This window comes from Nostoc sp. DedQUE07, from assembly GCF_034530975.2.
Lineage (GTDB): Bacteria > Cyanobacteriota > Cyanobacteriia > Cyanobacteriales > Nostocaceae > Nostoc.
The window spans coordinates 23,039-37,774 of the sequence record NZ_JAVRCC020000010.1 but is presented as its reverse complement, the minus strand read 5'-3'; the positions used below and the strand labels follow the sequence as shown (position 1 = coordinate 37,774).

Sequence of the window (14,736 nt, the reverse complement as noted above, 5' to 3'; positions counted from 1 at the left end):
TGATATTTTAACAAAGTAATATTTATCGTTATAGCGGCGATCGTGCTGAGTAAATCCGATGAAGTAATACAAAAGTTTATCATGCGTTCAATGCGTGTGAGGAAACTGGGGAGTAAAGAAGAGAATAGGTTACAGGGTAAAGGGTACAGATTATTCCCTATCACCTGTCACCTCTCCCCTAATCCCAATGACAAATGACAAATGACAAATGACAAAACTATACAGGAGCGCTGACATTGCAAGTTAAAGCAGCAGTAGCTTACAGCGCAGGTAAGCCGTTGACGATTGAAACAGTTCAACTATCGGGGCCAAAAGCCGGCGAAGTGTTAGTTGAAGTGAAAGCAAGCGGGGTTTGTCATACCGACGCTTTTACCTTATCTGGTGACGATCCCGAAGGTTTGTTTCCGGCTATTTTGGGACATGAAGGTGCTGGTGTGGTAGTGGAAGTAGGCGCTGGTGTCACCAGTCTCAAACCAGGCGATCGCGTGATTCCCCTCTACACTCCCGAATGTCGCCAATGCGAATATTGTCTGAGTTTCAAAACTAATCTCTGTCAAGCCATTCGCCTAACTCAAGGACGCGGTGTGATGCCCGATGGCACCAGTCGCTTTAGTATTGATGGGCAGATGATTCATCATTATATGGGTACATCCACTTTTGCTAACTATACGGTGCTGCCAGAAATCGCCTTAGCAAAAATTCGGGAAGATGCTCCCTTTGATAAGGTTTGTTACATTGGCTGCGGTGTGACTACTGGTATTGGTGCAGTCATCAATACTGCCAAGGTGGAACCTGGAGCAAATGTTGTGGTTTTTGGTTTGGGTGGTATTGGCTTAAATGTCATCCAAGGGGCGCGGATGGTGGGGGCAAATATGATTGTCGGGGTAGATATTAATCCCAACAAACGCGCCTTGGCAGAAAAGTTTGGCATGACGCACTTTGTTAATCCCCAGGAAGTAGAAGGTGATTTAGTTCCCTATCTGGTTGATTTAACAAAAGGCGGTGCTGATTATAGTTTTGAATGTATCGGTAATGTCAAAATTATGCGTCAAGCATTAGAATGCTGCCATAAAGGTTGGGGCGTCAGCGTGATTATTGGTGTTGCTGGTGCTGGACAGGAAATCAGTACTCGTCCTTTTCAACTAGTAACTGGGCGCGTTTGGAAAGGTTCAGCATTTGGTGGCGCTAGAGGACGTACAGATGTGCCGAAAATTGTTGATTGGTATATGGAAGGTAAGATAAATATTGATGATTTAATTACTCATGTGATGCCCATTGAGCAAATTAATGATGCTTTTGAATTGATGCACAAAGGTGAATCAATTCGTAGTGTGGTGACTTTTTAGCTGTTAGAGGATGTTTTAAAAGGGTATTTTGCTCTCATAGCTAGCACATTAAAGTATCTCAGTACATAGCTAAACCTTAAATTGGCGTTGCACTTAACCCAATACAGAGGGTTAGGTTTATGACTCAACTTAGAAGCGTAGAGTAAATAGTCCTGACAATTGGGCTGAACCAAAAAATGTAACTGTATTGTAACGGTAGCTAAAGCTACCGTTTTTTGTTGACGTTGCAAAAGTTTACATTTAGAATGGAATCGTCAAAACCCGATAAGTATTTATTCTTATTTTTCCTGAAAATTTGACATTCAATGAGTATATGTTCTTATCTTTGTCAAAAATTTCATCTTCTAGAGTTAAAGAATGTTTACAAAAGTATTGATTACTTAATATAATTAAATCAAAAGTGATAAGGCAAATTGATTGTCAGAAGTAATGAATGCTATTGAATTTCCCTGGCTAACAGCCATAATCCTCTTACCCTTGGTGGCTACCTTAGCCATCCCCCTAATCCCAGACAAGGAAGGTAAAACTGTGCGGTGGTATGGTCTGGGAGTTGCGATCGCCGACTTTGCACTGATGATTTATGCCTTTTGGTATGAGTACGACTTCCAGAGTTCGAGACTCCAACTTCTAGAAAACTATCCTTGGATACCGCAGTTAGGTTTGCATTGGGCTGTGGGGGTTGATGGTTTATCGATGCCCTTACTGCTTCTGACAGGCTTAATAAATACCCTCGCAATATTCGCGGCTTGGAAAGTTAACACCAAGCCGCGATTATTTTATGGTTTGATGTTAGCGATGTACAGCGCCCAGCTTGGCGTATTTGTTGCCCAAGATTTGCTGTTGTTCTTCCTGATGTGGGAAATCGAGTTAGTGCCGGTTTACCTGCTAATTTCCATTTGGGGAGGACAAAACCGCCGTTATGCCGCTACCAAATTTATTCTTTACACCGCTGCTGCATCAATATTTATCTTGATTGCCGGTTTTGCAATGGCATTCTCTGGAGATACCGTCACTTTCGATATGGCGACTCTAGGAATGAAAGAATACCCCAAAACCTTGGAATTGTTGGTTTATGCAGGTTTCTTAATTGCCTTCGGTGTGAAAATGCCGATTTTCCCTTTACACACTTGGCTACCTGATGCCCACGGTGAAGCATCAGCACCCGGTTCAATGATTTTGGCTGGTGTGTTGTTAAAAATGGGTGGTTATGCTCTCATCCGCTTCAATGTGGAGATGTTGCCCAATGCCCATGTGACTTTTGCCCCAGTGTTAGCAGTTTTGGGTGTGGTTAACATTGTCTACGGTGCTTGCTGTGCCTTTGCTCAAACCAATCTCAAACGCCGCTTGGCTTACTCTTCAATTGCCCATATGGGGTTTGTGCTGATTGGGATTGCCTCTTACACAGAACTTGGTATCAGCGGTGCTGTATTACAGATGGTTTCCCACGGCTTGATTGCTGCTAGCTTGTTCTTCCTGTCTGGCGTGACTTACGATCGCACCCACACCTTGATGATGGATAAAATGGGCGGTATGGCTAAAGTAATGCCCAAAACCTTTGCTCTCTTTACCATTGGTTCAATGGCTTCTCTGGCTTTACCCGGAATGAGTGGTTTTGTGGGTGAGTTGATGGTGTTTCTGGGTATCGCCAGCAGTGATGTTTACAGTTCCAGCTTCAAAGTTGTAGTCGTGCTGCTGTCAGCAGTTGGCGTGATTTTGACACCGATTTATTTACTGTCGATGCTGCGTCAAGTGTTCTACGGTGAGCAAAATAAAGAGTTGCACTTGGATGCTGTAATCTCTGATGTCAAACCCCGCGAAATATTTATTACCGCTTGTTTGCTACTGCCAATCATCGGAATCGGGTTTTATCCCAAGTTAGCAACGCAGACTTATGATGTGAAAGCAGTAGAATTAGTCGCCCATGCTCGTCAAGTTCTACCAGTTGTTGCTCATCAACAACCAGCAAGTCTGTACTCGCGGATTTTCTCTGCACCAACATTGGCTACTTCTGAAGTTGAAAGTTCAATTAATATTTCTGAGTAAATTAATTTCCCATTAAGGGGTCTGCAAGTAAATTCTAAATTTGAAGGGGTGGTTTTGTAACCACCCCTAAAATTTTGCCAAGATATATCCTAAATACAGGTGAAGCCCCAAAATATTAATTATGACCATTAACTTACCTATAGCCATAGAAATTATACCAATGGTCTTGCAATTGCAACCTGCGATCGCACTAACTGACGACCAGTTTTATGAATTTTGTCAGTTAAACCCCGACTTTCGTATCGAACGTAATCCTGCTGGAGAATTAGTCATTATGCCCCCAACTGGTTCGGAAACTGATGAACGCAATTTTAACTTAGTTGGGCAGTTGTGGGTATGGACAAAGCAAGATGGTACAGGTGTAGGGTTTGGTTCCAGTGGTGGGTTTACTTTGTCTAATGGTGCAGTCCGATCGCCCGATGCAGCGTGGATAAAACGCGATCGCTGGGAAGCGATACCACCAGAACTGCGAAAAAAATTTGCACCGATTTGTCCTGAGTTTGTAATTGAATTGCGTTCTGAAACTGATAATTTGCGAATTTTGCAAGACAAGATGCAAGAGTATATTGATAATGGCACTCAACTTGGTTGGTTAATTGATAGAAAACAACGCCGAGTTTTTATTTATCGTCCTAATATTGCGGTTGAACAATTAGATAATCCAAAAACGCTTAATGGTGAACCTTTGCTAGCTGGGTTTGTTTTGGATTTAAGTCAGATTTGGTAAGGAATAAATACAAATGTTAGGAATCTATGGCAGCGAAAGACATATTCCATGATGCAGTAAGACGCGCTTTGGAGAAAGAGGGTTGGCTCATCACTAATGACCCGCTTTTCCTCCGTTTTGGTGGTTTGGATATGTACATCGACCTTGGTGCAGAGAAAGTTTTAGCAGCTGAACGAAATCAAGAAAAAATTGCGGTTGAAGTTAAAAGCTTTGTTGCTCCATCTACTACAACTGAATTTAGTACTGCTTTAGGACAGTATCTCAAATATCAATTAGCACTTGAAGAAGAACAACTTGAGAGACTTTTATATTTAGCAGTTCCTTTAGACACCTATCGTTCTTTTTTTACCTTAGAACTGCCACGCTTATTAATCCAACGTTACCAAGTTCGGCTGATTGTTTTCGATCCAGAAGAGGAGGCGATCGTGAAATGGCAAAAGTAGAAGAGTACCGTCAACTTATTCAAGAACTGTTGCTAGCTTACAGTGAAATCAAAGCCAGCAACGAAGAAGTCGAAGCAGAAGTTATTTTTGATAGAGAACGCGATCGATATCAACTTGTTCATGCGGGGTGGTCAAATAAGCGCCGTGTATATGGCTGTGTTTTGCATCTAGATATTAAAAACGAAAAAATTTGGATTCAACACGATGGTACTGAAGGAGGTATCGCCAATGAACTTATTAGTCGAGGTATACCTAAAAAAGACATAGTTTTGGCTTTTCATTCCCCCTTTAAACGACAATTTACCGAGTTTGCTGTTGGTTAATAATTCCAATCTTCATGAGTTAACCCTCATTTCACCGTAGATTGTGAAAAGATTATAGTTAAAGCAGGTGAAGTAGCCACAAAGCCATTATGACCACCAACTTACCTGTAGTCACAGAAATTATACCAATGGTTTTGCAATTGCAACCTGCGATCGCCATGACCGACGATCAATTTTACGAGTTTTGTCAGTATTTCCTCACAAGTTCCTCACATTCTCTTTCATCAGATATCTAATATAAGGAGAAACGACATATACATCTTTGTAGTTTTAATATTATTTTTATTGATATTCCAGTAAATTCCAGTCTGAATACTGGCAAAATTTAAGTTTTAATAAGCACCGTATTCCCTCACAAGTTCCTCATATTCTTTTTGTAACTTCAGGATAGAGACACTTAACTATTGCATGAATTAGCTTGAGAGTTTACACCTTCTTGTGTTGGGGTATTTCGGCAAAAGCTAGACTGCCTCTTTTCTTAGCGAAGGTATTAAAGCTTAATTCTACTTTTGCATCTATAGGAGAGTTCTCTCATGGATCTTACAGAGAAAGTGCCATTTTTTAATCTCAAGACTTTAGGCTATTACAGGTGAGTCCTATGTAGGTGATGCTATACCTACACTAAGTTAATTCTTGCCACAGTTAAAAACGATTTAGTTTCTAAATAAAGTAAACCTTCTAGAGATTTATCCTGCACTAGTTAAATAGTTGGGGGAGATGCATTTTGACTGCATTTTCCATGAAAAAACAACTTTAACAACATAGGTAGAATCAATATGAATTTTAAACAATTTGGTCTATTACTGTCTCTAACTACAATTCTTGGAATCAACGCGATCGCGACCAAGGCTTTGGCTGATGAGCCTAGTATTACTTTTGGAGATGCAATCGGGTCTGGTGGATGTAGTGTTGCCGATCAGCTTCCTGGAGATGATGGTAGAAGCTTATCGATCGTCTTGGATAACTTTAGTGCATTCAATGGTCAACGTCAAAAGTGTATTTTACGCGTTCAAACTTTTATTCCAAGTGGTTTCATCGTCCAAGATGTACAAGTACTGTACCAAGGAACTACTGATATTGATAGCAAGAGTAAAGGTACCAGCTTAAACAGAACTTATAGCTTTAGTGGTGGTGCTCTCGGTCAAGCCGTAGCTCCTCCTAAAACTAGCAAGTTTACATCTAGTAAGGCATTTGCGGAGCAAGATGAGATTACTGTTCTAGCTGCTACAGGTTTATGTAGTGGTGGTGGGCAAGGACTATTAGGTATTAATATGATTGCACAATCCTCACGAGGAAGTTCTATTTTCGTTGATACAGCCGATCTCAATGCTGGGGATGTAAGGCTTTATTTTGACCTAAGACGTTGCTAGTCCTCGCTTTTAGCGATTCTGCGCATAGATAGTGATACACCGCAGCAAATTCCAAGTTTAGTGGTCTTCAATGAGTGGTGAATCTAAATCCCCCACTCATTGAATCTACCGAATGTATTCTTCTTTAAAATTACAAATTTCTGTTGATGGAGAGGAAGTTATGTTGAGATTAAGTGATGCACGTAATTTTTTCATATTAATGTGCTTGTTTTTTTTCTGTTATAATGCCAATTCATCTAGCACCGCTGTTGCAATAGATAACCAGCCAAACTTTTTGGTTAATAAGAGATGTAATATAACTTTCAATCCGCAAATAAATCAGTTTACACTTGGCTCTAATATAACTGTAAACGCACAATCACCAAGGGCTAGATGTATCGTTAGAATTGATACCTCTAATACTCAAAAGCAATTTAGGCTCGTGCCTTTAGCTGTAAAAGGTGTAGTAAAGAAAGCACCAGCACAAGTAGCTATCACATCATTTTTACTTGGCGATAAACCAACTCCATATCAAATGATCTATGGAAGTGCTATGAATTTTGATTTGACTAATCAAATACCTCTAACTAACTATACAACTACAGGAAAAAGTGTTTTAGGCATTAATTTAGTATTAATGACGAACGGAGGAGAATTAGAGTTGACAGAGCTAAAGTTTGCACTTCAACAACAATAAAATGTGGTTTGAGTGCTAGCTCCTTCAGGAAAAAGGTGAAGAAAATTAAGATGTTGGGGTGGTGCGATCGCTTTTAATTAGTAAATCTTTCAGTGCGATCGCTATGTTAATTTATACTAGCGATCGCCGTTATGGTTGTGTTCGCATCTGAAATAGGCTTGGGTTTATCTGAATTTTCGGATGCTGGGACTCCATAAAAGAATAGAAGTAATACAAGGACAAACGCTGCAAATGCCCCTGTAGCTTTAATATTCGTTTTACTCAAAGGTATGTGTGCTTCTAAACCAAGACTACCCGTCAATAAATAACCTGATATCCCAGCAAATGTGGCTGCTAAAAATCTAATTATTGCTAGAGTGCTACCTTGCATTGCTCGTGGGTAGAGTACAAGAACAATAAAGACTATTAAGACCGCCAGAGCCATAGCAAGTGCTATTCCACGTTCAGCAGGTGAAATTTGCGAGGATGGTTTATGCACTTCTGGTTGAGAATTTGCTTCTGATTTAGATGGTTCTGTCATAAAATTATTCTCTTGCTTTGATGGCTGAATCACATTATTAATTGTTACAACGACATTTTCCCTTCTTGTTTCAGAGGGATTAGGCAGAAAATCATCACTCTTCTGCTGTTCTGCTTTCAGTAACTCCCTTCTATCCATCACATCATCAATTAAGCCCAAGACATCAACCATTTGATAGCTTTTTTGACATTGAATGCCTTGTTGCTTATCGGCTACAAACTGTCGCAATATCTCAAAAGAGTAAAAGTGTGGCTCTTGGCTATCTTTACAAGTGACACAATTACAGGGAATTAACTTGTTGTACTTCAGTCGCTTATACGAATCATGAATTTTATCGAGTTCATGTGTAACTATGGTCATAAAATCTCTTTTGTGACGACCTGAGACTCGAATTTTAATCTCTCGCTTGCCGTAATATTCAATCACCTCTGCCTTTGTCTGGTCTTTGCTAAGAACAACACCGCTTTTCCAAACACATTGTTGTTCATTTATCAACTCATGGATGGCGACGATGAACTGGCTGATGATCCCCTTGGGCATGAACTCGTAGGTGTAACGCAGAATCAGGTTGTTGGTTTTATCCCAGTTATATGAGAGTTGATTTGCAGATAGCAGTTGTGGAGCAATATACTTTCCTTGGCTTCTAGGAATTTCGTAGCACAGGTTGAAGTTGATCATCAGGCGCAAGAGTTCATCATGCATCGTGGTGTATTCGTCTTCGTACCAGATGTTTGCCAAGTCAGATCGGGTAAAACTGCCCAGGTTGCGAATCACTTTTTCATTATCCAGCACTTTGTAGACTGCATCAGTTCCCCACTTGGGTTTGAGGATAACAGTCTTGTTCAAAAGTGCGTCTTCCTGGAAGTGCAAGCATACTCCCAAATCGTGTAGATAGCCACTTAGTTGCAACTTGTCATTTCTTTGGGTGAACCCATTTTGTTGGCAGATTTTCAGGTAATCATCCAAGCTGATGTAATTGCGTGCGTCACTCTCCAAAGCTTCCCGGACTTTAACCCAGGTTTTTGGGAGGGGACTGCCAATATGGGGTAGGTTTTTAATATAATGCTTGATTTTATCTAAAACTTGTTCTAAATCTCTGTTGGTAGCAAGGTTTGTTGCTAAAGTCTCTTTTAAATTAGTAAACTGTCCCCGTAACTGGAGTTCATTAATCTCTCTGTAGCGGTTTTGCTTCTCATTTTTGATGATTAGCAGCGGACTGTTATCGCTCAAGAGTTCTACAACATTCAGCCAGTAATAAAAATCCGTGTCTTCCTTGCGGGTATCTGCCACCAAAGTATAGAGAGAACGCTTGGTGAGGAAAAATTGGTGAGTAGCATGGTAAATCTCTTGCCCCCCAAAGTCCCAAATATTGACTTGAAATTCTCGCCCATTTTCCATTGGGAAACCCCACAGGATCACCTCAATTCCCTTCGTAGAGTCTTCCTCTCGAAGTTGATAATTTTGGTCTTTAATCTTTTTCGCCAGTGTTGTCTTCCCTGCTCCTCCTTCACCAACAATTAGTAACTTTGCCTCGTACAGATAATCTGTACCTTCTACTTGTATTTGTCGAAGATAATCCTTAATGGCCTTAATACCTTTTTCAACAACTTCTGGCGGTGGCTTTTCGATAGGATTGTCCCATAAATTCAGGGTGGTGAGTTGTTGCAGACTGGCGATCGCTTCTGGCAGTGTCGTTAATTTGTTGTAGCTTAAATTCAGGGTGGTGAGTTGTTGGTGACTGACGATCGCTTCTGGCAGTGTCGTTAATTGGTTATAGCTTAAATCCAGGGTAGTGAGTTGTTGGAGACTGGCGATCGCTTCTGGCAGTGTCATTAATGGGTTGTGGCTTAAATTCAGGGTGGTGAGTTGTTGGAGACTGGCGATCGCTTCTGGTAGCGTCGTTAATTGGTTGAAGCTTAAATTCAGGGAAGTGAGTTGTTGCAGGCGGGCGATCGCTTCTGGCAGTGTCCTTAATCGGTTGTGGATTAAATATAGGGAAGTGAGTTGTTGCAGGCGGGTGAGCGCTTCTGGCAGTGTCCTTAATTCGTTGACGCTTAAATTCAGAGAAGTGAGTTGTTGCAGGCGGGTGATCGCTTCTGGCAGTGTCCTTAATCGGTTGCCGTTTAAATCCAGGGAAGTGAGTTGTTGCAGGCGGGCGATCACTTCTGGCAATGTCGTTAATTGGTTGCCCCTTAAATTCAGGGAAGTGAGTTGTTGCAGGCGGGCGATCGCTTCTGGCAGTGTCCTTAATTCGTTGACGCTTAAATCCAGGGAAGTGAGTTGTTGCAGGCGGGCGATCACTTCTGGCAGTGTCCTTAATTGGTTGCCCTTTAAATCCAGGGAAGTGAGTTGTTGCAGGCGTGCGATCGCTTCTGGCAGTGTCCTTAATTGGTTGCCGCTTAAATCCAGGGAAGTGAGTTGTTGCAGGCGGGCGATCGCTTCTGGCAGTGTCCTTAATTGGTTGCCGCTTAAATTCAAAACCTCCAACCATTCCAGTTGAAACACCTCAGCAGGAATCTCTGTTAATTTTTCCTTGTTATCAGTATGCCAATCATTGCTTAAATCTAATTCTTTAAGCTGTTTCTCTTTCGCTTCTCGGATTTTTTCAAGGTAACGTTGAGGCGTATTTTCCATACTGAGGTTCACCTGTCAACGAAAATTATATGTAATACCCCTGATTCGCTGGACAATCTCGCAACCACTAATATTTTGCACTAATCCTAACAAACGCCACAGGTTAGAAACCTATAGCTGATAGCGAAAGTCCTCTTAAGAGGACTAAATTCTTTCCAGACTTAGGTTTTAGTCCATTTGAGTGGCTTTGGCTATTGGTTCTTAGAAGTTCGAGTTTCAGGCGATCGCGGGTGCTAATTGAGAATGCTGCAAGATATCAAAGCAACCTACTATCCTGTGTAGCACTACATGAGCGCTAATGATTTTTACGGAATCTAAAAAGAATTTATCATTACCAATGGCTCAGATTTGCTTGTAAACGAGTCTTTAATACTCATTAATGGGGCTATGAATTTCGTTAATGAGTCTTTAATACTCGCCGATGAGTCTTTGATACTCGCCGATGAGTCTTTGATACTCGCGGACGAGTCTTTTATACTCGCCGATGAGTCTTTGGTACTTGTGAATGAGTCTTTGATACTCGCCGATGAGTCTTTGATACTCGCGGACGAGTCTTTTATACTCGCCGATGAGTCTTTGATACTCGCAGACGAGTCTTTTATACTCGCCGATGAGTCTTTGATACTCTTTTACTTTTTTAGCCCTTGTTTACGCGACTTCTCCAGCCCGAAAAATCTGTTCAGCAGTTAAATTCAACTCTGGGAACGCTGGCGACTGAATATGGTCATTTCCCCTAAATTGTCTAACCTGATACTCACCTTCAATTAGTTGGTAAATCGAGATAGTTGGTTGTTTAGGATTGCCAATAAACCGCCTACCACCTAAACCTAGATAATCTACAATCCAATATTCAGGAATACCCAAAGACTCGTAATCTTCTAGCTTCAAAGCATAATCATCGCTCCAGTTGGTTGAAACAACTTCTACAACTAATTTGACTGAACTACCCCGCGTAATAATAGATTCTTTTTTCCAGCGTGGTTCATTGCTGAGAGCTTGTCTATCAAGAACAATGACATCTGGTTCATAACCGGAATCAGTATTAAGTGACTTGATGACACATTCTTTAGGGATAAACCAAGGGATTGACAAACGGGCGATTTCAATAAACAAAGAACCATTTATAAACCCAGCTATCTCTGAGTGCTTCCCTCTTGGCTTAGGCATTTCAACAATTATCCCATCATGTAGTTCATAACGCCTGTCTGAAGATTCGGGATACCAGGCGATAAATTCATCAAATGTTACTTGTTTGGTTAAGGCTTGAGTCATACTTTGCCCTTTTGCTTGATGTCAAATTTGACCCCTCTCCAAACCTCTCCCCGACACGGAGAGAGGCTTAATCAGCGAACTGAAGTTAAACTTTCGCCGCCGCAGCACTTGGTAAACTCACTTTCAATCGCTTAAACATTGCTTCTCGTGCTTGTATAGCGAGACTATCGTCAAAAGGTTCTAAGGTAATTTCCTGCTGATACTTTAGCCGCAGCGCTGTTTGAATTAACCAATCTGCAACAAAAGGATTTTTCGGTAACAAAGGGCCGTGAGAATAAGTAGCGATCGCATTCTGATAAAATGCTCCTTCTGTCCCATCTTCACCATTATTTCCCAAACCGTACACCACGCGCCCCAATGCTTCCACTTTCCCCAGTTTGGTGCGTCCGCCGTGATTTTCAAAGCCTACCAAATATGGTGTGCTACCTGTCATCTCTTTTAAATCTCGCGCTAGACGTGAGGCTGTCACTTCAATTACCAAGTTACCAATACAGCGCTTAGTATTTTCACCAGGATGCACAGAAACTAAATCGAGTATTCCCAAACCATCAATTCGTTGTCCCAAGCCTGGTTCATAATAATGTCCCAGTAATTGGGGTGAACCACAAGTAAATACTCCTGGTGTACCATTTTCAATTTTTTCGCGCATTGCATCAGCTTTCGCACCCTGCAAATCACGCATGACTATTTCTTGCTGACGATCTTGTGCGCCACCACCCACGATTACATCTACAGTTTTAATATCTGCGGCTGTGGAATTTTGATCCAGGGGTAACACTTTAACATCGTATCCCCGCCACTCGGCGCGACGTTCTATAGTAATTACATTACCGCGATCGCCATAAGTACTCATCAGCGTCGGATAAAGCCAACCAATTGTTAATTCCAAATTTTGAGAACTCATAAATTTTGGGAATGGGGCATGGGGCACTTGTACTGAGCGAAGTCGAAGTATTGGGCATTGGGCATAGGAAAAAACTCTTATCCAATGACCAATTTAAAGAATTTTACGACCAGTCAAAACTTCTCGCACTTCTAGCATGGCTGAATAGGTGGGCAGAATATGCAGAGTTTCATTCTCTGCTGTATGCTCTAATGCAGTAGCGATCGCTTGTCGCAAATCTTCTTCCACTATTAAATTTAAGTTACTCTCAGGGGACTTTTGGCTGTAACGTAGACGTAGTGCCATATCGTAGACGCGATCGCCACTCACTACTAAAGTCCCGCCGCGTTCGACTAGTTTCTCGGTATCCACGTCCCAAATCCAGGATACATCAGTGCCATCGGGCGTGCGATCGTTCAATACCAGCAGTGTGGTTTTATCTGTGCTTTGAGTAACTACGCGAATGGTTTCATTCGTTCCCACAGGATTTTTTGATAACAATATTCGCACTCGTTTACCGTTAATTACTAAATCTTCAGCCCGACCAAAAGCAGCTTGGAAGTTGTTAATAGTATCTCTGATTGTTGCTTCATCAACTCCCAACTCAATAGCCGCAGTTGCAGCCGCCAAAGTATTATATTTATTGTATAAACCAACTAGAATTTGCGACCATTCACTACTTTCGAGAGTCGGTTTACTTTTACTAAAACCACACTTAGGACAAGTAAAATCTCCCAAATGAGACAAATAAACACCCTTGTAATCTAGGGAATGTCCACATTTTGGACAATAAATAGAATCAACAGCGTGAGGAATAGCTTCTAGATAATGTTCTGGTTCATTCAAGCCAAAGAATAACACCTTTTGAGGTAGCTGTTGACCGAGATTAGATAAAGTTGGGTCATCAGCATTGGGAATTACCACTGTTTCTGGTGGTAGGGTAGAAATAACTTTTGTCCAACGCTTACTAATTGTATCTACTTCGCCGTACCGATCGAGTTGGTCGCGGAACAAGTTTAAACAGAGAATGATTCGCGGCTGGAGTGGCGCTAATACCTTCGGTACAATATTTTCGTCAACTTCTAAAATGGCGTAATCAGTATTTAGCGTACCTAGTAAGTTGGTGCTTTCTAACAGCGCCGTCATCAGGCCATTTTCTAGATTTGCACCTGTAGAATTATGAGTGACACGAAAACCTTTGCGTTCTAGGATTGTGCATAAAAGCAACGCTGTAGTGGTTTTGCCGTTAGTACCAGCAATTAAAATCACTCCGTTTTTAACTTGCTGACTCAATAATTGTAAGAGTCGGGGTTCAATGCGACGAGCAATCGAGCCTGGTAATACACTAGCAGCACCCACACGAAGCGATCGCACTATAAAGGTCACACTCTTTGCCACTGACACCGCGAAACCCAATCGCAGTCTATCTATGAATTGTATTTTGTTTCCCACATCTGTACCCTAGTCTTCTGGCGGTTGTTAATTAAAAGTGCAAATTTAATCTTGTGAGTTTAGCGAATCCTGGCTAAAAAAGCCAGTATTCGCAATTTTAGATTTTGGATTGTTGCGCTACTTTACCTCTGTTTTGATTTCTGCGTAGCGATACCAGCCACTTGCGAGAGATAATCTCAGTAGGCGTTATCTTAAAAAATAGTGCGTGGGCGTAATTACATATCCAGCCCAGTTGGTCAAATTCAGCACAAACTCACAACAAGTAGTAGCTTGCAAGGTTCCTTTTGATGAATAGCACAAAGTTTCTTTTTTTACATAAACAAATTACTGGCTGGCAAAGGTGGTTGTCCAAATGCCTGTTGTTGCTTGTAAGTCTTTTCATTATAAGTATGCAACCTGCATCTGCTGGTCTGAATAATGATTTATATGATGGCAACATCTTTGTCGTTTATGCTGGCAATGGTTCATTGGTTCCTCCCAGACAGACACTAGCACAGACTTTAGCGGAACATAAACCCGTATTTTTGGCTTTTTATCTGGATGATAGTAGCGATTCCAAAAGATATGCCATTTCCATTTCACGGGTACAGGAATTCTACGGTCGGGTAGCAGAGATTATGCCGATTAATGTAGATACTATCCCGCAGAAAGAGACCTACGACCCAACTGAACCAGGATATTACTATGCTGGAAGCGTTCCTCAAGTAGTGGTGTTAAATAAGTCAGGTGAAGTAGTTTTGAATAAAAAGGGTCAAGTACCTTTTGAAGATATAGACGATGAATTTCGTAAAATCTTTGATTTATTACCACGCACTGAAACAGCACAGCTAAAGCGGCGAGCTTTTAACGAGTTTAGTAGTGAGTTAGCTAAGTAACCTATGGGGTAGACCAAATTGGTCTGCCCTAATTTTTAGTTATATCTGTTACTACATTGCCGCCGATGTCAAAGCATAATGATTAGAAAGTTAATCTATAGTCTATAAGTCCGTAACAACTGACTAATGACTAATGACTAATGACCAATGACCAATGACTAAATAGAGTGTA

13 protein-coding genes are annotated in these 14,736 nt (G+C 41.3%); 9 read left to right on the top strand and 4 right to left on the bottom strand.

Annotation, left to right across the window (positions count from 1 at the left end):
* Positions 1–236 precede the first annotated feature (236 nt).
* The 8 genes from RMZ95_RS10785 to RMZ95_RS10750 all read left to right on the top strand — a co-directional run bounded on the left by RMZ95_RS10785 (position 237) and on the right by RMZ95_RS10750 (position 6,928).
* Positions 237–1,346: an S-(hydroxymethyl)glutathione dehydrogenase/class III alcohol dehydrogenase gene (locus tag RMZ95_RS10785; RefSeq protein ID WP_322684597.1), complete on the top strand. Its 1,110-nt coding sequence runs from the start codon at positions 237–239 to the stop codon at positions 1,344–1,346.
* A gap of 429 nt (positions 1,347–1,775) precedes the next feature.
* Positions 1,776–3,389: an NAD(P)H-quinone oxidoreductase subunit 4 gene (locus RMZ95_RS10780; RefSeq protein WP_322684598.1), complete on the top strand. Its 1,614-nt coding sequence runs from the start codon at positions 1,776–1,778 to the stop codon at positions 3,387–3,389.
* A 121-nt stretch (positions 3,390–3,510) separates the two neighbouring features.
* Positions 3,511–4,116 carry a Uma2 family endonuclease gene (locus RMZ95_RS10775; protein WP_322670378.1) on the top strand — a complete coding sequence of 202 codons (606 nt, stop codon included), beginning with the start codon at positions 3,511–3,513 and terminating at the stop codon, positions 4,114–4,116.
* A 26-nt stretch (positions 4,117–4,142) separates the two neighbouring features.
* Entirely contained in the window at positions 4,143–4,559 is a 417-nt protein-coding gene (locus tag RMZ95_RS10770; RefSeq protein WP_322684599.1) for a XisH family protein, read from the top strand.
* The gene (locus tag RMZ95_RS10765; RefSeq protein ID WP_322684600.1) at positions 4,547–4,882 is read left to right on the top strand and encodes a XisI protein; all 336 of its coding nucleotides are present in this window, start codon (positions 4,547–4,549) and stop codon (positions 4,880–4,882) included. The genes RMZ95_RS10770 and RMZ95_RS10765 overlap by 13 nt, the downstream gene beginning before the upstream one ends.
* Positions 4,883–4,971: 89 nt before the next feature.
* Positions 4,972–5,118, top strand: coding sequence for a hypothetical protein (locus RMZ95_RS10760; RefSeq protein ID WP_322684601.1), 147 nt, complete (start codon positions 4,972–4,974; stop codon positions 5,116–5,118).
* A gap of 540 nt (positions 5,119–5,658) precedes the next feature.
* Positions 5,659–6,252: a DUF4360 domain-containing protein gene (locus RMZ95_RS10755; protein ID WP_322670374.1), complete on the top strand. Its 594-nt coding sequence runs from the start codon at positions 5,659–5,661 to the stop codon at positions 6,250–6,252.
* A gap of 112 nt (positions 6,253–6,364) precedes the next feature.
* Positions 6,365–6,928: a hypothetical protein gene (locus RMZ95_RS10750; protein WP_322684602.1), complete on the top strand. Its 564-nt coding sequence runs from the start codon at positions 6,365–6,367 to the stop codon at positions 6,926–6,928.
* 106 nt (positions 6,929–7,034) lie between these two features.
* Here the strand turns inward: RMZ95_RS10750 and RMZ95_RS10745 are convergent, their stop codons facing one another.
* The 4 genes from RMZ95_RS10745 to RMZ95_RS10730 all read right to left on the bottom strand — a co-directional run bounded on the left by RMZ95_RS10745 (position 7,035) and on the right by RMZ95_RS10730 (position 13,689).
* Complete coding sequence (locus RMZ95_RS10745) at positions 7,035–10,082, bottom strand: COR domain-containing protein (protein WP_409882384.1); 3,048 nt, start codon at positions 10,080–10,082, stop codon at positions 7,035–7,037.
* 648 nt (positions 10,083–10,730) lie between these two features.
* Positions 10,731–11,354: a Uma2 family endonuclease gene (locus RMZ95_RS10740; protein WP_322684604.1), complete on the bottom strand. Its 624-nt coding sequence runs from the start codon at positions 11,352–11,354 to the stop codon at positions 10,731–10,733.
* Between the two features lie 85 nt (positions 11,355–11,439).
* Positions 11,440–12,258, bottom strand: coding sequence for a type 1 glutamine amidotransferase (locus tag RMZ95_RS10735; protein ID WP_322684605.1), 819 nt, complete (start codon positions 12,256–12,258; stop codon positions 11,440–11,442).
* Between the two features lie 93 nt (positions 12,259–12,351).
* Positions 12,352–13,689, bottom strand: coding sequence for a Mur ligase family protein (locus RMZ95_RS10730; RefSeq protein WP_322684606.1), 1,338 nt, complete (start codon positions 13,687–13,689; stop codon positions 12,352–12,354).
* Between the two features lie 287 nt (positions 13,690–13,976).
* On the opposite strand from RMZ95_RS10730, the gene RMZ95_RS10725 reads away from it, so the two are divergent.
* On the top strand, positions 13,977–14,564 hold the full coding sequence (locus tag RMZ95_RS10725) for a thylakoid membrane photosystem I accumulation factor (protein ID WP_322684607.1): 588 nt from the start codon (positions 13,977–13,979) through the stop codon (positions 14,562–14,564).
* Positions 14,565–14,736 lie beyond the last annotated feature (172 nt).